Raw genomic sequence first — 17,486 nt, 5'->3', positions numbered from 1 at the left:
ACGATCTGAGGTGCAAGTCACGCCGAGATCGCCACGGTCAGCCAGGAGGCGCCAATGGGCACGTCGCTGCACCCCCCGCAGCTGATCACCGACTCCCGAACCCTCTACCTGGTGTGGGTTCCAGCGGATCCGGACAGCGTCGCGAAGCTGGTTCCCGACGGCCTCACCCCGGCCGACGACCGCTCCTGCTACCTGAACCAGTACGTGGTCGACGGGCCGCAGCAGACCTCGGCCGTCGGCGAGGAGGCGTTCGGCGCCTACTCGCTGACCTACCTCGGGGCCAACCTGTCCGGTCTCGACACCGAGGCCGGCGTGCCGGGGCGCTGGTGGACCCACTACCACAACAGCTCCGAGTCGATGACCCGCTACGCCCGCGAACGCGGCGTTCCGGCCGGTGAGAGCGGGCGCACGGAGCTGATCCTCGACGACGACGTCCTCGTCGCCACCACCCGCATCGGCGGCCGGCCGGTCATCCGCACCACGGCGCGGGTTCGCGTCGGCGCACCGCAGCGGGTCGCCGGGCAGCTGCGCTACATCACGCGGCGCGACGAGGAGTTCATCAGCGGGCGCTACCCGTACGTCGCCGACGTCGCCGAGGAGTTCGAGGTGCTGTCCCTCGAGTTCCTCGCCCCGGACCACCCGACCTACCAGCTGCGGCCGGCGGATCCGCTGCAGGTGACGTTCGGCTTCTACGCCCCGTCCATGACGTTCTGCTACCCCGGCGGCGAAGGACCGCTGGGTTCCGAGCACGGCAGCTGATCGATCCCGAAAACCCCTGTCCCACGACGAATCGCTGAGGAGCGACTATGGCGCTGCTGGAACGCGCGCAGTGGTACGACATCGCGCGAAGCACCGAGTGGACCCCGAAGTACGTGACGGCCGACGAGCTGTTCCCGCCCGAGCTCAGCGGCGGCGAGGGCCTGCCCGACCACATCTGGGCCACCTACGACGAGCCCTACAAGATCAGCTACCGCGAGTACGTCGACGTGCAGCGGCAGAAGGACGCCGGGGCCTACTCGGTGAAGGCCGCGCTGGAGCGGGCCGACCTCTACCACAACGCCGACCCGGGGTGGATCTCCATCCTCAAGGAGCACTACGCCGCGGTCGCGCTCGTCGAGTACGGCGCTTCGTTCCAGGAAGCCCGATTCGTGCGCTGGTCCAAGGCACCGGGCATGCGCAACATGGCGACCTTCGGGATGCTCGACGAGATCCGGCACGGCCAGATCCAGCTGTTCTTCCCGCACGAGTACGTGAACAAGGACCGCCAGTTCGAGTGGTCGCACGCGTCCATGTTCAGCAACAACTGGGTGACGCTCGGCGCGCGGCACTTCTTCGACGACGTGATGATGACCCGCGACGCGCTGTCCACGTCGATCTTCGCGAACTTCGCCTTCGAAACCGGTTTCACCAACCTGCAGTTCATCGGGTTGTCCGGGGACGCGGCGAACGCGGGCGACTTCACCTTCTCCAAGCTGATCCAGAGCATCCAGTCCGACGAGGCCAGGCACGCGCAGCTCGGCACTCCCCTGCTGCAGATGCTGATCGAGAACGGCCGGAAGGACGAGGCCCAGAAGAAGATCGACATCGCGTTCTGGCGCTCCTACCGGCTCTTCACGATCCTGTCCGGCATCCCGATGGACTACTACGTGCCGCTGGAGGTGCGCGGCGAGTCCTTCAAGGAGTTCATGGAGGAGTGGATCGTCACGCAGTTCATGCGGTCCCTGGAAGACCTCGGGCTGTCCAAGCCGTGGTACTGGGACATCTTCCTGCGCGACATCTCCGAGCACCACCACGGCCAGCACCTCGGCACCTACTCGTGGCGCCCGACGCTGTGGTGGGACCCGGCCGCCGGGGTGAGCCCGGAGGAGCGGGACTGGCTGGAGGAGAAGTACCCCGGCTGGAACGACACCTTCGGCAAAGTGTGGGACGTCCTGATCGACAACCTGGCGAACGGGCGCACCGAGCAGACCATCCCGAGCACCCTCCCGGTCGTCTGCAACGTCTCCCAGCTGCCGATCGTGGGCACTCCTTCCCAGACGCTGCGCGACATCTCGCTCGTCCACGAAGGACGCCGCTACCACTTCGCGTCCGAAGTGGACAAGTGGATCTTCGAGGACGACCCGGAGCGCTACCGGCACCACAAGAGCATCGTCGACCGGTTCCTCGGCGGCGACATCCAGCCGGCCGACCTCGGCGGCGTCCTCGAGTACATGGGGCTGGGCAGCATCGGCCCCGGCGGCGAGGACGCGCACGGCTTCGCCTGGGTCGACACCTACCGCAACAAGCTCGCCAGCGCCGGCTGACCGGCGGATCGAGGAGGTCCAGTCATGGCAATCATCCCGTTGGCGGCGAACTTCGAGGGCGACTTCGTCATCAAGCTCCTGCCGGTGGACTCCGGCAGCACGATGGACGAGGTGGCCGCAGCAGCCGCCGCGAACTCGATCGGCATCCACGTGGCGGAGCGGCCGGGCCGCACGCTGCGCGTCCGCAAGCAGGGCGCGGACGCGCCGTACGCCCGCGACAGCACGGTCGCCGATGCCGCGCTCGAAGCGACCGAGTGCATCGAAATCTACTTCGAGTGAGGAGCCCGATGAGCGACATCGATCCCATCGTCGACCCGGTCGGCCCGGTGCTGCAGTCCGGCGAGGTGGCCCGCGCGGTCGCCGACGCCGCGGTGATCGACAACGTGGGACGCCGCGTGGACATCCGCGACCGCGGCTCCTACCTCCGCATCGAGGTGGAGGGCGGGGAGTGCGTGCTGCACCGCGCCACGATCGCCGAGGAGCTCGGCCGCCCCTTCAAGATGTCCGAACTGGAACTGATCATGCCGTCGTTCGTCGGCCGGATCGACACCGGCAGCGACGTCTACCGCTTCTTCCACACCTTCGAGCGGGCGAAGAGCCCCGAGGCCGGGGAGGCCCACGCATGAGCACACCGATGAAGCCCCTCAAGACCTGGGGCCACCTGACCGCCAGGCGCCGCAAGCCCAGCGAGTACGAGATCGTCTCGACGAAGCTGCTGTGGCACACCCGGGACGCCGAGCAGCCGTGGGACGTCGGGCACACCGGTTTCATGGCCGACTTCTACCGGAAGCACCGCAACGGCAGCCCGATCGCGCACCCGGACTGGGACGCCTTCCGCGACCCGGACGAGCTGGTCTACCGGACCTACAACATCCTGCAGGACGGCCAGGAGACCTACGTCGAAGGACTGCTCGACCAGCACAACGCGGAGGGCCACGACAAGGGCCTGGCGCCCGACTGGACCGCCGCCCTGGTCCAGCTCTACACGCCGAGCCGCTACCTGCTGCACACCATCCAGATGGCCAGCGCTTACCTGGTGCACATGTCGCCCGCCAGCACCATCGCCAACTGCGCCGCGTTCCAGGCGGCCGACTCGCTGCGCTGGCTGTCCAATGTGGCCTACCGCACCGCCGAGCTGGGAATCGCCCACCCCAGCATCGGTTTCGGCGACCGCGAACGGGAGCTGTGGGAGGAACTGCCGGTCTGGCAGGGCTTCCGCGAGCTCATGGAGCGCCAGCTCACCACGTTCGACTGGGCAGAAGCGTTCGTGGCGCTCAACGTCGTCGCCAAGCCCGCGTTCGACGAGGTGGTGCTCCGGCAGCTCGGCGTCAGCGCGCGCCGGCACGGCGACACGCTGCACGCGCTGCTGGCGGAAGCCGCGCTGCGCGACAGCGAACGCTCGCGCCGGTGGACGTCGGCGCTGGTGTCGCACATGTCCGACGTCGAGTCCAACGTCGCGCAGCTGACCGCCTGGGTGGAGAAGTGGCAGCCGCTGGCCGAGGCCGCCATCCGCGCCTACGGCGAGGAGATCCCGGAGAACCCGGAAGCGGCCGACAACGCCATCGGCGCGGTCAAGTCGTTCCAGCGCCAGCTCGGGCTGGGCGGCTGAGGACGGTGGAAGCGCTGATGGATCACCACGTTTCGGTGGTCGGCACGGACCTCGGGTTCGCCTGCGCGGAGGGCGACACGCTGCTGCGTTCCGCCCTCCGCGCGGGGCTCTCCCCCACCTACGAGTGCAACAGCGGCTCCTGCGGGAGCTGCCGCTACGAGCTCGTCGAGGGCGAGATGCGCGACCTCCGCCCCGACGCGCCCGGGCTCACCGCCCGGGACCGGCGCAAGGGGCGCCGCCTCGCGTGCCAGAGCGAACCGCTGTCGTCGTGCTCGGTGCGGATCGCGGTGAGCGAGCAACCCGCTCGCCACCGCCCCGTGCGGCAGACCGCGGACCTGCGCGAGATCAACCGGCTGACCCACGACATGGCCGAGTTCGTCTTCGCCACCCGGCGACCGGCGGCGTTCAGCCCCGGCCAGTACGCCATGATCACGCTCCCGGACGGCCGGACCGAACGCGCCTACTCGATGAGCAACATCGGCAACTGCCACGGGAACTGGCGCTTCGTCATCAAGCGGACCCCTGGCGGCAGCGCGACCTCCGTCCTGTTCGACCACCTGGAGGTGGGCGCGACCGTCGTGCTGGACGGCCCGTACGGCAACGCCCACCTGCGGGAGGACGACGACCGCAAGATCGCGTGCGTGGGCGGCGGATCCGGGATCGGCGCCATGACCAGCATCGTGCTCGGCGCGGCCGCGCTGCCCGACGCCGCCGACCGGACCGTCCACCTGTTCGTCGGCGGCCGGACGACCGACGACATCGTCCTGCCGGAGTCGCTGGAGCTCGCCGGGCGCCGCCTCGGCGCGCTGCACGTCCGCACCGCGGTGTCCGAGCAGCACGACGACGCGGGGGACGCCTTCCGCGGCTTCGTCCACGAGGCCGTCGTGGCCGATCTCGGCGACGACGTCACCGACTTCACCTGCTACGCGGCCGGTCCTCCGGCGATGACCGACGCGCTGGCGAGATCACTGGTGATCGACCGGGGCCTGGACGCGGAGCTGCTCCGCTTCGACCGGTTCTGCTGAGGAGGAGGACTGCTCATGGCTTTCGTACGGGTGTGCAGCCTGGACGACCTCTGGGAGGGCGAGATGGAGTCCTTCGAGGTGGGCGACCAGGAGGTGCTCATCGCCCACCTCGACGGCGGAGACGTCGTCGCGACCCAGGCGATCTGCCCGCACCAGCAGATCGAACTCGTGGAGGGCGAGCTCGACAAGGCGACGCTGACCTGCAAGGCGCACCTGTGGCGGTTCGACCTGACCACCTGCGAAGGCATCAACCCGGGGCACGCCCGGCTGGCCCGCTACCCGGTCAAGGTCGACGGCGACGACGTCTACGTCGACCCCGAAGGTGACACGCCGAAGGTCGCCCACTCCTGACCCGCTCGCCGCCGAAGCGGCGCGACCGTCCACTTGCGACACCCGATCCGCCGTGCGGAGCCGGGTTCGCCGGACAGACCCCGAAAGGATCGAGGAACGAACGATGGTTGCCATCAACTGCGACATGGGCGAGGCCTACAGCATCTACCGGTGCGGTGACGACGAGGCGATCATGCCCTACATCACCATCGCGAACGTCGCCTGCGGCTTCCACGCCGCGGACCCCGTCGTGATGCGCAGGACGGTCGCGCTCGCCAAGCAGCACTCCGTCAAGGTGGGGGCGCACCCGTCCTTCCCGGACCGCGACGGGTTCGGCCGCCGCGAGCTGAAGATGGGCCGCGACGAGCTGACCGCGTCGGTCATCTACCAGGTGGGGGCGCTGACCGCGTTCCTCCGGGAGCAGGGCATGCCGCTCAACCACATCAAGCCGCACGGCGCCCTGTACGGCCTGGCCTCGCGCGACGCCGAGGTGGCGGGCGCCATCGCCGACGCCGCCGACGTCTTCGGCGTCCCGCTCATGGGCATGGCCAACACCCAGCACGAGCACGTCTGGGGGTCGCGGGACGCGGGCTTCATCGCCGAGTACTACACCGACCTCGACTACCGCTCCGACGGCTCGCTGATCATCACCCGCGAGCACGACGCCTACGACCCGGTCGTCGCGGCGGAGCGCTCGGTGCGGGCCGTCACCGAGAACGTCGCCACTTCCGTCGACGGCCAGGACATCCCGATGCGGGCCGACTGCATCTGCATCCACTCCGACACGCCGGGCGCCGAGGATCTCGCCAAGGCCGTCCACGAAGCCCTCAAGCCCTACCTGGCCTGACCGACGACTGCGAGGTGCGATGATGAGCCGACACGACGTGGTTTCGCCCATCCCCGGAATCTTCTACCGCAAGCCCGATCCGAACACCCCCGACTACGTGCAGGTCGGCCAGACCGTCGCGGCCGGCGACACCATCGGCCTGGTGGAGGTCATGAAGTCCTTCCACCAGATCCCCGCCGGTGTTTCCGGCACCGTGGTGGACGTCGTCGCCGACAGCGAGTCCGTGGTCGACGCCGGCCAGGCCCTGGTGGTCATCGAGGTCGACGGATGAAGCGGCTGCTGATCGCCAACCGGGGCGAGATCGCGGTGCGGATCATCCGGGCAGCCCGCGATCTCGGGATCGAGACCGTGGCGGTGGCCAGCGATGCGGACGGCAAGGCCAAGCACGCCCAGCTCGCTGACTCGGTCATCCCGATCGGGCCCTCGCAGGCGAGCAAGAGCTACCTGGTCGCCGACTCCATCGTCGCGGCGGCGCGCGAGGCCGGTGCCGACGCCGTCCACCCGGGGTACGGATTCCTGTCCGAGCGCGCGGACTTCGCCGCTGCCGTCGCCGACGCGGGCCTGACCTTCGTCGGTCCGGACGCCGCGGTGATCGAGCAGATGGGCGACAAGGTGCGGGCCCGGCAGGTCGCCGCGGCAGCGGGAGTGCCCACCGTGCCCGGGACGCCGGACGCCATCGACGACGTGGCGGTCGCGGTCCGCGCCGCCGCCGAGGTCGGTTACCCCGTGATGCTGAAGGCCGCCGCCGGCGGTGGCGGCCGGGGAATCCGCGTCGTCGCGGACGAGACCGAGCTCGTGGCCGCCTTCCCGGCCGCGTCGCGGGAAGCCGCCAGCGCCTTCGGCGACGGCCGGATGTACCTGGAGCGCTTCGTGCGCAGCGCCCGGCACGTCGAGGTGCAGGTGCTCGGCGACGGCGACCGCGCGGTCCACCTGTTCGAGCGGGAGTGCTCGCTGCAGCGGCGGCGGCAGAAGGTGATCGAGGAGGCCACCTCGCCGGGCATCGACGACCGCACCCGCGCAGCGATGACCGACGCCGCGGTGCGGCTGTGCGACCAGGTCGGCTACCGCAGCGCGGGAACCTGCGAGTTCCTCGTCGACGACGACACCGGCGAGTTCTTCTTCATCGAGATGAACACCAGGATCCAGGTCGAGCACCCGGTCACCGAGCTGATCACCGGCGTCGACCTGGTCGCCCAGCAGCTGCGCATCGCGGCCGGCGACCCGCTCTCCCTGGAGCAGGCCGACATCCGCGGGAGCGGCCACGCCATCGAGGTCCGGATCTGCGCGGAAGACCCGGAACGCGGCTTCCTGCCCAGCCCCGGTCCGATCGGGCACCTCGAACTCCCCGGCGGGCCCTGGGTGCGCATGGACACCTGGCTGACCCCAGGAGGTCAGGTGTCGCCGTTCTACGACTCGCTGATGGCGAAGCTGATCGTGTGGGGCGAGGACCGGGCCGCAGCGGTGCAGCGGGCCAAGCGCGCGCTCGGCGAGTTCGTCGTGGAGGGCCTGCCCAGCACCACGACGCTGCTGGCCGAGATCCTCGACCAGCCGTGGTTCACCAGCGCGCAGTTCGACACCGGCACGCTCGAGGCCTGGCTGGAGCAGCGCGCGACCTCGACCCCGACGGGAGCGACGACATGACCACAGCAGCCACCACCACCGCGAGGTACAGCTGGGGCGGCGACGAGCACATCTTCGTCGAGCTCGCCGAATCGATGAGCCTGCCCGCCAGCATCCGGGCCATGGCCATCACCACGTCGCTGCGGGAGAACCGGCCGGACGGCATCCTGGAGATCTGCCCGGCCAACGCCTCCTACCAGGTCCGCTTCGACCCGGACGTGATCGACCCGCGCGCGCTGCTGGGCCACCTGCAGGACCTGGAGCGCGAGGTCGGCGACGCCGGCGACTTCAGCCTGTCGACCCGGATCGTCGAGATCCCGGTCCTCTACCAGGATCCGTGGACCACCGAGACGCTGATGCGCTTCCGGGACCGCCACCAGGACCCGGACGCCACCGACATCGAGTACGCGGCGCGCATCAACGGCCTGTCCGGCCCGGAGGAGTTCATCCGGGTCCATTCCGGTTCGCCGTGGTTCACCTCGATGGTCGGCTTCGTGACCGGCCTGCCGTTCATGTTCCAGATGGTCCCGCAGCAGCGGCAGCTGGTCGTGCCCAAGTACCTGCGCCCGCGGACCGACACCCCGAAGCAGACCGTGGGGCACGGCGGCTGCTTCGGCTGCGTCTACTCGGTCCGCGGCGCGGGCGGCTACCAGATGTTCGGCATCACCCCCGCGCCGATCTACGACCCCGACCAGTCGATGCCGGACTTCGACGACTTCATGGTCTACTTCCGCCCCGGCGACATCGTGAAGTTCACCCCGATCGACCGGGATCGCTACGACGACACCGTCGCGGAGGTCGAGGCCGGGGACTTCCGGCTCCGCTCCCGGCGGGTCGACTTCAGCCCGCAGGCCTACCTCGACGACCCGGACGGGTTCAACGCCCGCCTGCTGGAGGTGCTCCGTGCCGATTGAAGTGCGCAAACCAGGTCTGTCCACGACGGTGCAGGACGCTGGTCGCAACGGCTACTACGACGTCGGGATCCCGCCGTCCGGCGCGCTGGACCAGTTCTCCGCGGCAGCCGCCAACCACCTCGTCGGCAACCCGACGACCGCGGCGGTGCTCGAATGCGCCTACCTGGGACCGGAACTCGTCTTCACCGAACCGGCGGTGGTCGCGGTGACCGGCGCGCAACTGCCGCCGCGGATCAACGGCGAGCAGCGACCGCAGTGGGAGTCGTTCCCCGTCGAGGCGGGGGACGTGCTGGACTTCGACTTCGTGCAGGCCGGGGCCCGCGCCTACATCGCGGTGTCCGGCGGCATCGACGTGCCACCGGTCCTCGGCAGCCGCTCCACGCATGCCGTCGGCGGCCTCGGCGGTGTCCAGGGCAGGGCGCTCGCCGCCGGTGACGTGCTGCCGATCGGCGATTCCCGGACCCGCGCGGCGGGCCGGGTGCTGCCGGCGGAGCTCCGCCCGGCGCTGGGCAAGGAGGTCGAGGTCCGGGTCGTGATGGGCCTCTACGACCACATCCTCGCCCCGGAGGGCCGGGAGAACTTCCTGACCACCACCTGGACGCTCACGCCCGTGGCCGACCGCGTCGGCTTCCGCTACACCGGTTCCGAGCTGGCGGTCGTGCCGCGCACGCCGCCCTTCGGCGCGGGCCAGGACCCGTCGAACATCGTCGACGCGCCCTACCCGATCGGCTCGATCCAGGTGCCCGGCGGGGTGGAACCGATCATCCTGCACCGCGACGCCGTCTCCGGCGGCGGCTACATGATGGTCGCGACCGTGATCAGCTGCGATCTCGACGTGGTCGCCCAGTCCGCGCCGAACACCCGGACCCGCTTCGTGGAGGTCGACCTCGACGAAGCGCTCGGAGCGCGCCGCGAGTACCGGGCCCGGACCCGGCGCGTCGCCGACCTCTACGCCTGAAACAACCGCGATCCCAGGAGGAAATCCCATGCCGCACGTTCAGATCGACTGGTTCCGGGGACGTACCGCCGAGCAGAAGCGGGAGCTCGCCGAGGTGTTGACCCGCGAGATCTGCCGGATCGGCGGCTGCGAGCCCAACTCGGTCGGCATCGTCTTCACCGACGTCGACACCGAGAACTGGGCCCGCGCCGGCAAGCTCTTCTCCGACAGCTGAGCGGGGGCACCGTGGCCACGCTTCGCGCGCACGCCCTGATCGACGCCGCCCCCGATGCCGTCTGGGAGGTGGTCGGCGACAGCACCGGGATCAGCCGGTGGTTCCCCGCGATCACTTCGTCCACAGGGGACGCCGAACGGCGAACTGTCGTGCTGGAAGGCGGTGTGCGGCTGCACGAAGAGGTCGTCACCGCGGACCCGCGGTTGCGCCGCTTCCAGTACCGGATCATCGGTGGCGACCTGGAGGTGGCGCACCACCTCGGCACGGTCGACGTCATCGACGTGGGCGGCGGGCGGTCGCTCGTCGTCTACAGCACCGACGTCGAACCCGCCGAGCTGGCCGAGCAGTTCGGCCCGGCCATCGAGGACGCCGTCGGGAACCTGGCGTCCGTCATCGGCTGAGACCCGGAGGGCTCCGCTGCCACCGCGCGGCGGAGCCCTCCGCGCCGTCCGCCCGGAGGGATATAGTTCGTCTACGTCCTTGTTCCGGGAGGGAGACCGCAGTGGCTGCCGCGGAAGGTGCCGCCGACGTGCTGACGGCCGCCATCAGCGGGCTCGGCCCCCTCGCCCGCCGGCTGAACCAGGTCCACACCAGGCTGTGGCACGAGCAGGTGGACCACGACCTCACCGGCCCGCAGTTCACCGTGCTCAGCCTGCTCAACGCCCACGGCGATCTGGACCAGGGCACGCTCGGCGCGCTCGCCCACCTGGACAAGTCGACCGCCGCTCCCCTGCTCGACCGGCTCCGCAAGCGGGGACTGGTCGAGCTCACCAAGGACGATGCCGACAAGCGGCGCAAGTTCGCGCGCCTCACCTCCGACGGCCGGGCCCTCGCGCAGCGGCTCGCGCCCGCGGTCCTCTCCGTGAACGAGCAGATGCTGTCGGTGTTCTCCCCCGAGGAGCGGCAGCAGTTCCTCTCCCTCCTCCATCGGCTGCTCGAGGACCCTGCCAAGCGGTCCTGACACCACGGCCTCCTGGCGTGGCTCCGCACGATCTCCCGCACCTGACGCACCCACCTGCCACCTCGGCTCCGTGACGAGGGCATCCCTTGACACGCGAGATAGGACGTGTACATCCTATTAAAAGGACGTGTACGTCATAGTTGGGAAGTGGCAGATGAAGCTCGTCGTGGGGATCACCGGCGCGACCGGCACCCCGGTCGCGGTGCGGGCCCTCGAAGCGCTCGCCGAACTCGGCGTCGAGACGCACCTGGTGATCAGCCGGTGGGGCCGCGCGACCCTCCACCAGGAGCTGGGCCTGTCGACCGCGCAGGTCGCCGAGCTGGCGACCCGCACCTACCGCGCCGAGGACCAGGGCGCGGCGATCTCGAGCGGCTCGTTCCGGACCGACGGGATGCTGGTCGTGCCGTGCAGCATGAAGACCCTCGCCGGCATCCGGACGGGCTTCGGCGAGTCGCTGATCAGCCGCGCCGCGGACGTCACGCTCAAGGAGCGCCGCAAGCTGGTGCTGGTGACCCGGGAGACCCCGCTCTCCTCGATCCACCTCGAGAACATGCTCTCGCTCAGCCGGAACGGATCGGTGATCTTCCCGCTGTCCCCGGCGTTCTACAACGAGCCCGAGACGATCGCCGACATCGTGGACCACCTCGTCGCGCGGATCCTCGACCAGTTCTCCCTGGACCTGCCCACCGCGAAGCGCTGGACCGGCATGCGGCGATCCACCGCGAACATCCGATGACCGCCCCGACGGGGAGGAAGGAGCCGATGATGCAGCGTGGGAGCGCGCTGAACTTCCGCGATTTCGTCGACGATCTGCTGGCGAGGGGCGATGCGATCGCGATCGACGCCGAAGTGGACGCGCGGTTGGAAGCCGCCGCCATCACTCGTCGCGTCTACGAGACCGGCGCCCCCGCACCGGTTTTCAACCGGGTTGCCGGTGCTGCGCCGGGGTACCGGCTGATGGGCGCACCCGCAGGGCTGTCCGGCCGACCGGGCACCGCCTTCGGTCGCGTCGCGGCGCACCTCGGCCTGCCCGCGGACTGCGGACCGAGGCAGATCGTCGACCGGCTCATCTCGGGTATGCGAGCCGAACCGCTGCCACCCGCGGTCGTCGCCTCCGGCCCGGTCAAGGACAACGTCCTCCTCGGCGACCAGGTGGATCTGGAGCGGTTCGGGGCACCGCTGCTCCACGCCCAGGACGGCGGACGCTACCTGGGCACCTACGGGATGCACGTCGTGCAGTCCCCGGACGGGACGTGGACGAGCTGGTCGATCAGCCGCCTGATGCTCCGCGACGGCCGATCGCTGGTCGGGCCTGCGATGTCCGCGCAGCACCTCGGGATGATCCACCGCCAGTGGGCAGATCTCGGCAAGCCGACCCCGTGGGCGTTCGTCCTCGGTGCGCCTCCGGCTGCGATCGCCGCCGCCGGCATGCCGCTGCCGGAACGCGTGGACGAGGACGGCTACGTGGGGGCGCTCACCGGGACCCCCGTCGAGGTGACGAAAGCGGAGCTGCACGGGCTGATGGTCCCAGCCAACGCCGAGATCGTGCTCGAGGGGTACATCGACCCGGTGGAAACCGACCTCGAAGGCCCCATGGGCGAGTACCACGGCTACCAGTTCACCGAGGGCACGCAGCAACCGATCTTCCACGTGGAGGCCGTGACGCACCGCGACGACCCGATCCTCCCGTTCTGCGTCGCGGGCATGCCCGCCGAGGAGAACCACACGATCTGGGGCACGATGATCTCGGCGTCGGCCCTCGACCTCCTCCGCAGCGCGGGGCTTCCCGTCGACTTCGCGTGGTGCTCCTACGAAGCCGCCACCTGCTGGATCGTCCTCTCGATCGATCTCGACCAGCTCGCCAGGCAGCCCGTCGACGAGCAGGAACTCGTCACGCGGGTGGCGGAGGTCCTCTTCAACTCCCACGTCGGCTGGCTGGTCCCCAGGGTGCTGCTCGTCGCGAACGACGTCGACATCACCGACATCGACCAGGTCGTCTGGGCGATGGCGACCCGCTACCGCCCCGGCGCCAGCGAGCACCTGTTCCTCGACTCCCCCGGCATCCCGCTGGTCCCCTACCTGACGAAGGAGGACATCCGCGCGGGCCGCGGCGGCAAGTCGGTGACGAGCCTGCTCCAGCCGGAACAGCTCTCCGAAGGACGCACCCGGGGAATGCCCGCCGAGTTCAGGACTTCCTTCCCCCCGGAGGTCCAGGACCGCGTCGTCCAGCGCTGGCAGGAGTACGGATTCCCCGCGCCGACGGGAAATCCCGGCCGGAAGCCGACGAAGTCCCGATCGGACCACAGTGGACGTTGATCAGGATCGGTCGACGCCGGTCGTGCGGTTCTCCGGTGCCGTGCCGGCGAGATGGGTGGCCGCCCAGGTGGCCAGGAGGGTCATGGCATCGGCCGAGGGCGTTCCCGGTTCGGGGCTGTAGACGGTGAGGACCAGGCCGGGATCCGCGGGCAGCGGCATCGTTTCGTAGGTGACCTCGAGGTCGCCCACGACGGGGTGGTGGAAGGCCTTGGTGCCGGTGTAGTGCAGGCGCACGTTGTGCTTGGCCCAGCGGACCCGGAACTCCTCGCTGCGGGTGGACAGCTCCCCGACCAGGTCCGAGATCCCCCGGTCGTGCGGATCGCGCCCGGCGTCGGTGCGCAGCAGGTTGACCGAGGTGTCGGCCATGAGGTCCCAGTCCGGGTAGAACTCCCGCGCCCGGGGGTCGAGGAAGCAGAACCGGACGAAGTTGACCGGCTTGCTCGGGTCGGGGTGCAGCGGATCGGGGTAGAGCGGGGAGTAGAAGGCGTAGGCCAGCTGGTTGCCGCACACCAGGTCGTGGCGGGCGTTGCGCACGAAGGCGGGCACCGCCATCGCGTCGAGCATGCGCTGCACCATCGGGCGGATGGTCTTCGTCCGCCGCCGGGGGCGCTGCGGGCTGGTGGTGGCGCTGCGGTGCAGGTCGAACAGGTGCGAGCGTTCGGCGTCGTCGAGCTGCAGCGCGCGGGCGAGCGCATCGAGCACGCTCTCGGAGACCGCGTTGACCTTCCCCCGCTCGATCTGGGTGTAGTAGTCGACCGAGAGCCCGGCCAGGGTGGCCACCTCCTGGCGGCGCAGCCCGGGCACGCGGCGCTTGGCCGCGTCGTAGACCGGCAGCCCGACCTGGTCGGGGGTGATCTTCGCCCGGCGCGACGCCAGGAACTCACCGATCTCCGCGTTGTGCTGCTTGCCCATGCCGCCGACGCTACGGCGTCCGCCCCGCCGCTGCCAGGTTCTGCGAAGGGGGTGCTGCCAGCACCCCCCTGAACTCCGCCTCCCACGTGCGCGACGTGCGGTGTTGCCTGGGTGCTGGACATCGGGAAGCACCCGGTCGACAGCCACCTGGAGGGACGGGGACGTTGAGCACATCGCTGCGCGGAGCCGGGGGCAGCACGCGGCTGCCCGGCGTGGTCCACGTGATCGCGGCGGGCATCTTCCTGATGGGCACCACGGAGTTCATGATCGCCGGGCTGCTGCCCGAGGCGGCCGCCGATCTGGGCGTGGACGTCGCCCGGGCCGGACTCCTGGTGTCCGCGTTCGCAGTGGGGATGATCGTCGGGCCACCGGTGATGGCGCTGGCCACGTTGCGCCTGCCCCAGCGCGCCACGCTGGTGCTGGCGTTGGCGGTGTTCGCGATCGGGCACGTCGTCGCGGCCTCGAGCAGCTCGTTCGCGGTGGTGACCGCCTCCCGGGTGGTCACCGCGCTGGCGACCGGGACGTTCTGGGCGGTCGGTGCTGTGGTGGCCACCTCGGCGGCCGGACCGGGGGCGAGCGCGCGGGCGCTGGCGGTGATGTCGGGCGGGCTGAGCCTGGCCGTGGTCGCCGGCGTGCCGCTGGGCACCTTCGCCGGTCAGCTCACCGGCTGGCGCGGGCCGTTCTGGATGCTGGCCGGTCTGGCGCTGCTGGCCGTCGGGGCAGTGCTGCGGTTCATGCCGAACTCCCCCGACGAGCGCGGCGCGGCGGTGTCGGTGCGCGCCGAGTTGGCCGCGCTCCGGCCGTGGCGGATGTGGGGCGTGCTGGGTGCGACCGTGCTCGCCCAGGCCGGGTTCCTCGGCGCCTACAGCTACATCAGCCCGCTGCTCACCGATCGGGCCGGGATCGCAGCGGGACTGGTGCCGCTGGTGCTGGTCGGGTTCGGGATCGGCGCGCTGGTGGGGACGGCCGTCGGCGGCCGCCTCGGCGACCGCTGGCCGCTAACCACCATCGCCGGAGCGATCGCTTCGACCTCGTTGCTGCTGGTGCTGATCGCGTTCAACTCGACCCACCCGGTGGTCGTGGTGGCCCTGGTCGTGGTGCTCGGCGCTTCCGGGCTCGGAGCCAACCCGGTGCTGATCGCGCAGACGTTGCGTCACGCGGGCCGCGGTTCGGCGCTGGCGTCGTCGCTGGCCACTGCGGCGTTCAACCTGGGCACCGCCATCGGCGCCGCGCTGGCCGGCGCCACGCTGTCGACGTCCTGGGGCCTCGTCGGCCCCTCCGCGCTGGGCGCCGTCCTCGCCGCGTCCGCGCTGCTGCCGATCGGCCTGCTCGCGACCAGGACGCGACCAGCAGCGTCCGCCCATCACCGGCCCGAAGAAGTCCCCGCCCCGGCGAACTGACCTGCGGCGCGGGAGAACGAGCCGAACGACTCGGCTCGAGCAGTATCCGAAGATCGACCTCGCGGAGAGAAGAACAATGCTTGGTGTTGTCATGCACGGCCCTCGCGATGTGCGGGTGGAAGAGCGCAAGGATCCGGAGATCGTCCAGCCGACCGACGCGATCATCCGCCTGACCGCGGCGTGCGTGTGCGGCTCGGACCTGTGGCCCTACCGGGGCGTCGAGCACCTCGACGGTCCGACGCCGATGGGCCACGAGTACGTGGGCGTCGTCGAAGAAGTCGGCAGCGAGGTCGCGAACGTCGAGCCGGGCCAGTTCGTGGTCGGCTCGTTCTTCGCCTCCGACAACACCTGCGAGGTGTGCCGGGCCGGCTACCAGCCCTCCTGCCCGCACCGGGTGATCATGGGATCGATCGGCACGCAGGCGCAGCTGCTGCGCGTCCCGCTCGCCGACGGAACCCTGGTCGCCACCCCGGAACTCCCGCCGGCGGACCTCGTCCCGAGCCTGCTGGCCGCCTCGGACGTGCTCGGCACCGGCTGGTTCGGCGCCGAAGCCGCCCAGGTCGGGCCGGGCAAGACGGTCGCGGTCGTCGGCGACGGCGCGGTGGGGCTGCTGGCCGTCCTGGCCGCCGAGCGGATGGGCGCGGAGCGGATCATCGCGATGAGCCGCCACGAACCGCGCCAGCAGCTGGCCCGCGAGTTCGGTGCGACCGACGTCGTCGAAGAGCGCGGCGACGAGGGCGTGGCCAGGATCAAGGACCTGACCGGCGGGCTGGGCGCGCACAGCGTCGTCGAGGCGGTCGGCACCCAGGAGTCGATGATGCAGGCCATCCGCGCCACCCGCCCCGGTGGGCACGTCGGTTACGTCGGCGTCGCCCACGACGTGGCGCTGCCCGGCGACGAGCTGTTCTTCTCCCACGTGCACCTGCACGGCGGACCGGCCCCGGTGCGCCGGTTCCTGCCCGAGCTGATCGACCTGATCTGGCGGCGCGAGATCGACCCCGGCAAGGTCTTCGACCTCGCCCTCCCGCTGGAACGGGCGGCCGAGGGCTACCGGGCGATGGACGAGCGCCGCGCCATCAAGACCCTCCTCACCTTCTGACACCCGGAGGCCCGGTGGCAGCTCATCCGCTACCACCGGGCTTCCGTCCTAAATGGACCTTCCAGTCAGCACAGCTTCCGCAGCGCGTCGCGCACTGCGGCGAGGCCAGCTTCCGGTTCGTCCCAGAAGACCATGTGCCCGGCGCCGGGGACCTCGACGAGTTCGGCGGCGGGATTGGTCCTCGCCACTTCCTGCGCACCGGCGGCGGTGACGACCGGGCTGTCGGAGCCGTGGACGAGGACCGACGGGGCCGGAACATCGGGCCAGAAGGCGAAGAAGTCCTCGGACTCGAACCCGGCGTGGGTGGCCGCCAGCGCGGTCCGCGAGCAGGAGGACAGCCAGCGGGCGCGCAGTTCCTGCTCCCGGCGGGGCCAGCGGGGCCAGGACTGCGCGACCTCGTCGGCGTCGGTGCCGCGGCGCGCCTGGTCGAGCTGGCGGAGGAAGGCCTCCAGGGTCGTGGGGTACGGGTCCCGGCCCGGGCCGCTCATCGGCGGGTCGACCAGAACGGTCCCCCGAAGTTCGTGCCGGCCGGTGGTCGCGGCCATCGCCGCGATCCGCGCGCCCATGGAGTGCCCGAGCAGGATCGGGCGTTCCAGCTCCAGCCCGGACACCACGGCGTCGACGTCCGCGGCGTAGCTGGCGAGGTCGTATCCCCGCAGACCGTCCGATTCGGACGGCTCGTCGGAGAGCCCGCGACCCCGGACGTCGAGCACGAGGGGGCGCACGAGGTCGGTCAGGCCCTGCGCCACGAAGTCCATCGTGATGGCGGGACTGGTGATGCCGGGCAGGACCAGCACCGGCACGCCGTCGGACGGCCCGTAGTCGAGCAGGTGCAACCGGAGCGATCCCGAACGCACCCACCGGCTCACCGCGGGGACGTCGGCGAGATCGGCCAGCGCCGGCTGGCTCACGGTGCGGGCGGTCGGTGCTTCGGTCGGGAAGGACGTGGTCACGAGAGGCCTTTCTGCGTCGGTGGTT

At 70.6% G+C, this 17,486-nt stretch carries 21 protein-coding genes; 19 read left to right on the top strand and 2 right to left on the bottom strand.

Annotation, left to right across the window (positions count from 1 at the left end):
* The first annotated feature begins 54 nt into the window (after positions 1–54).
* The 17 genes from OU415_RS04400 to OU415_RS04320 all read left to right on the top strand — a co-directional run bounded on the left by OU415_RS04400 (position 55) and on the right by OU415_RS04320 (position 13,097).
* The gene (locus tag OU415_RS04400; RefSeq protein ID WP_270947235.1) at positions 55–759 is read left to right on the top strand and encodes a hypothetical protein; all 705 of its coding nucleotides are present in this window, start codon (positions 55–57) and stop codon (positions 757–759) included.
* A 47-nt stretch (positions 760–806) separates the two neighbouring features.
* The gene (locus OU415_RS04395; RefSeq protein WP_270947234.1) at positions 807–2,303 is read left to right on the top strand and encodes a YHS domain-containing protein; all 1,497 of its coding nucleotides are present in this window, start codon (positions 807–809) and stop codon (positions 2,301–2,303) included.
* A gap of 24 nt (positions 2,304–2,327) precedes the next feature.
* The gene (locus tag OU415_RS04390) at positions 2,328–2,582 is read left to right on the top strand and encodes a toluene-4-monooxygenase system B family protein (RefSeq protein ID WP_270947233.1); all 255 of its coding nucleotides are present in this window, start codon (positions 2,328–2,330) and stop codon (positions 2,580–2,582) included.
* Positions 2,583–2,590: 8 nt separating this feature from the next.
* A complete protein-coding gene (locus tag OU415_RS04385) occupies positions 2,591–2,929 on the top strand; it encodes an MmoB/DmpM family protein (RefSeq protein WP_270947232.1) in 339 nt (112 codons plus the stop codon).
* A complete protein-coding gene (locus OU415_RS04380) occupies positions 2,926–3,912 on the top strand; it encodes an aromatic/alkene monooxygenase hydroxylase subunit beta (RefSeq protein ID WP_270947231.1) in 987 nt (328 codons plus the stop codon). The genes OU415_RS04385 and OU415_RS04380 overlap by 4 nt, the downstream gene beginning before the upstream one ends.
* 17 nt (positions 3,913–3,929) lie before the next feature.
* Positions 3,930–4,937, top strand: coding sequence for a 2Fe-2S iron-sulfur cluster binding domain-containing protein (locus tag OU415_RS04375; protein ID WP_270947230.1), 1,008 nt, complete (start codon positions 3,930–3,932; stop codon positions 4,935–4,937).
* 15 nt (positions 4,938–4,952) lie between these two features.
* Positions 4,953–5,288 (top strand): Rieske 2Fe-2S domain-containing protein, encoded by a 336-nt coding sequence (locus tag OU415_RS04370; protein ID WP_270947229.1) that lies wholly within the window; start codon positions 4,953–4,955, stop codon positions 5,286–5,288.
* Between the two features lie 103 nt (positions 5,289–5,391).
* A complete protein-coding gene (gene pxpA, locus OU415_RS04365) occupies positions 5,392–6,114 on the top strand; it encodes a 5-oxoprolinase subunit PxpA (RefSeq protein ID WP_270947228.1) in 723 nt (240 codons plus the stop codon).
* Positions 6,115–6,136: 22 nt separating this feature from the next.
* Positions 6,137–6,385: an acetyl-CoA carboxylase gene (locus OU415_RS04360; protein ID WP_270947227.1), complete on the top strand. Its 249-nt coding sequence runs from the start codon at positions 6,137–6,139 to the stop codon at positions 6,383–6,385.
* Positions 6,382–7,755, top strand: a complete 1,374-nt coding sequence (locus tag OU415_RS04355) for an acetyl-CoA carboxylase biotin carboxylase subunit (protein WP_270947226.1) — start codon at positions 6,382–6,384, stop codon at positions 7,753–7,755. The genes OU415_RS04360 and OU415_RS04355 overlap by 4 nt, the downstream gene beginning before the upstream one ends.
* Positions 7,752–8,648, top strand: a complete 897-nt coding sequence (locus OU415_RS04350) for a 5-oxoprolinase subunit B family protein (protein WP_270947225.1) — start codon at positions 7,752–7,754, stop codon at positions 8,646–8,648. The genes OU415_RS04355 and OU415_RS04350 overlap by 4 nt, the downstream gene beginning before the upstream one ends.
* Positions 8,638–9,606 (top strand): 5-oxoprolinase subunit C family protein, encoded by a 969-nt coding sequence (locus OU415_RS04345; protein WP_270947224.1) that lies wholly within the window; start codon positions 8,638–8,640, stop codon positions 9,604–9,606. The genes OU415_RS04350 and OU415_RS04345 overlap by 11 nt, the downstream gene beginning before the upstream one ends.
* Before the next feature lie 28 nt (positions 9,607–9,634).
* Positions 9,635–9,820, top strand: coding sequence for a tautomerase family protein (locus OU415_RS04340; RefSeq protein ID WP_270947223.1), 186 nt, complete (start codon positions 9,635–9,637; stop codon positions 9,818–9,820).
* An 11-nt stretch (positions 9,821–9,831) separates the two neighbouring features.
* A complete protein-coding gene (locus tag OU415_RS04335) occupies positions 9,832–10,221 on the top strand; it encodes an SRPBCC family protein (RefSeq protein WP_270947222.1) in 390 nt (129 codons plus the stop codon).
* 101 nt (positions 10,222–10,322) lie between these two features.
* On the top strand, positions 10,323–10,781 hold the full coding sequence (locus OU415_RS04330) for a MarR family winged helix-turn-helix transcriptional regulator (RefSeq protein WP_270947221.1): 459 nt from the start codon (positions 10,323–10,325) through the stop codon (positions 10,779–10,781).
* A 154-nt stretch (positions 10,782–10,935) separates the two neighbouring features.
* On the top strand, positions 10,936–11,517 hold the full coding sequence (locus tag OU415_RS04325) for a UbiX family flavin prenyltransferase (RefSeq protein WP_270947220.1): 582 nt from the start codon (positions 10,936–10,938) through the stop codon (positions 11,515–11,517).
* A 29-nt stretch (positions 11,518–11,546) separates the two neighbouring features.
* On the top strand, positions 11,547–13,097 hold the full coding sequence (locus OU415_RS04320) for a UbiD family decarboxylase (RefSeq protein WP_270947219.1): 1,551 nt from the start codon (positions 11,547–11,549) through the stop codon (positions 13,095–13,097).
* Here OU415_RS04320 and OU415_RS04315 read toward each other — a convergent pair whose 3' ends face one another.
* A complete protein-coding gene (locus tag OU415_RS04315) occupies positions 13,098–14,009 on the bottom strand; it encodes a helix-turn-helix transcriptional regulator (protein WP_270947218.1) in 912 nt (303 codons plus the stop codon).
* Between the two features lie 164 nt (positions 14,010–14,173).
* Between OU415_RS04315 and OU415_RS04310 the strand changes: the two genes are divergently transcribed.
* A complete protein-coding gene (locus tag OU415_RS04310; protein WP_270947217.1) occupies positions 14,174–15,409 on the top strand; it encodes an MFS transporter in 1,236 nt (411 codons plus the stop codon).
* 91 nt (positions 15,410–15,500) lie between these two features.
* Entirely contained in the window at positions 15,501–16,508 is a 1,008-nt protein-coding gene (locus OU415_RS04305) for a zinc-dependent alcohol dehydrogenase family protein (RefSeq protein WP_456300259.1), read from the top strand.
* Between the two features lie 65 nt (positions 16,509–16,573).
* Here OU415_RS04305 and OU415_RS04300 read toward each other — a convergent pair whose 3' ends face one another.
* The gene (locus OU415_RS04300) at positions 16,574–17,461 is read right to left on the bottom strand and encodes an alpha/beta fold hydrolase (RefSeq protein ID WP_270947215.1); all 888 of its coding nucleotides are present in this window, start codon (positions 17,459–17,461) and stop codon (positions 16,574–16,576) included.
* Positions 17,462–17,486: the final 25 nt, after the last annotated feature.

It is taken from the genome of Saccharopolyspora oryzae (genome assembly GCF_027853915.1).
GTDB classification, from domain to species: Bacteria; Actinomycetota; Actinomycetes; order Mycobacteriales; family Pseudonocardiaceae; genus Saccharopolyspora; species Saccharopolyspora oryzae.
This window is presented reverse-complemented; position numbering and strand designations above follow the sequence as displayed.

Excerpts from the sequence above, each read along its gene's own strand:
- OU415_RS04305 (WP_456300259.1), top strand. The coding sequence starts at position 15,501 with ATGCACGGCCCTCGCGATGTGCGGGTGGAAGAGCGCAAGGATCCGGAG.
- OU415_RS04375 (WP_270947230.1), top strand. The coding sequence starts at position 3,930 with ATGGATCACCACGTTTCGGTGGTCGGCACGGACCTCGGGTTCGCCTGC.
- OU415_RS04390 (WP_270947233.1), top strand. The coding sequence starts at position 2,328 with ATGGCAATCATCCCGTTGGCGGCGAACTTCGAGGGCGACTTCGTCATC.
- OU415_RS04370 (WP_270947229.1), top strand. The coding sequence starts at position 4,953 with ATGGCTTTCGTACGGGTGTGCAGCCTGGACGACCTCTGGGAGGGCGAG.
- OU415_RS04360 (WP_270947227.1), top strand. The coding sequence starts at position 6,137 with ATGAGCCGACACGACGTGGTTTCGCCCATCCCCGGAATCTTCTACCGC.
- OU415_RS04385 (WP_270947232.1), top strand. The coding sequence starts at position 2,591 with ATGAGCGACATCGATCCCATCGTCGACCCGGTCGGCCCGGTGCTGCAG.
- OU415_RS04315 (WP_270947218.1), bottom strand. The coding sequence starts at position 14,009 with ATGGGCAAGCAGCACAACGCGGAGATCGGTGAGTTCCTGGCGTCGCGC.
- OU415_RS04380 (WP_270947231.1), top strand. The coding sequence starts at position 2,926 with ATGAGCACACCGATGAAGCCCCTCAAGACCTGGGGCCACCTGACCGCC.
- OU415_RS04340 (WP_270947223.1), top strand. The coding sequence starts at position 9,635 with ATGCCGCACGTTCAGATCGACTGGTTCCGGGGACGTACCGCCGAGCAG.
- OU415_RS04355 (WP_270947226.1), top strand. The coding sequence starts at position 6,382 with ATGAAGCGGCTGCTGATCGCCAACCGGGGCGAGATCGCGGTGCGGATC.
- OU415_RS04350 (WP_270947225.1), top strand. The coding sequence starts at position 7,752 with ATGACCACAGCAGCCACCACCACCGCGAGGTACAGCTGGGGCGGCGAC.
- pxpA (WP_270947228.1), top strand. The coding sequence starts at position 5,392 with ATGGTTGCCATCAACTGCGACATGGGCGAGGCCTACAGCATCTACCGG.
- OU415_RS04395 (WP_270947234.1), top strand. The coding sequence starts at position 807 with ATGGCGCTGCTGGAACGCGCGCAGTGGTACGACATCGCGCGAAGCACC.
- OU415_RS04320 (WP_270947219.1), top strand. The coding sequence starts at position 11,547 with ATGCAGCGTGGGAGCGCGCTGAACTTCCGCGATTTCGTCGACGATCTG.
- OU415_RS04400 (WP_270947235.1), top strand. The coding sequence starts at position 55 with ATGGGCACGTCGCTGCACCCCCCGCAGCTGATCACCGACTCCCGAACC.
- OU415_RS04325 (WP_270947220.1), top strand. The coding sequence starts at position 10,936 with ATGAAGCTCGTCGTGGGGATCACCGGCGCGACCGGCACCCCGGTCGCG.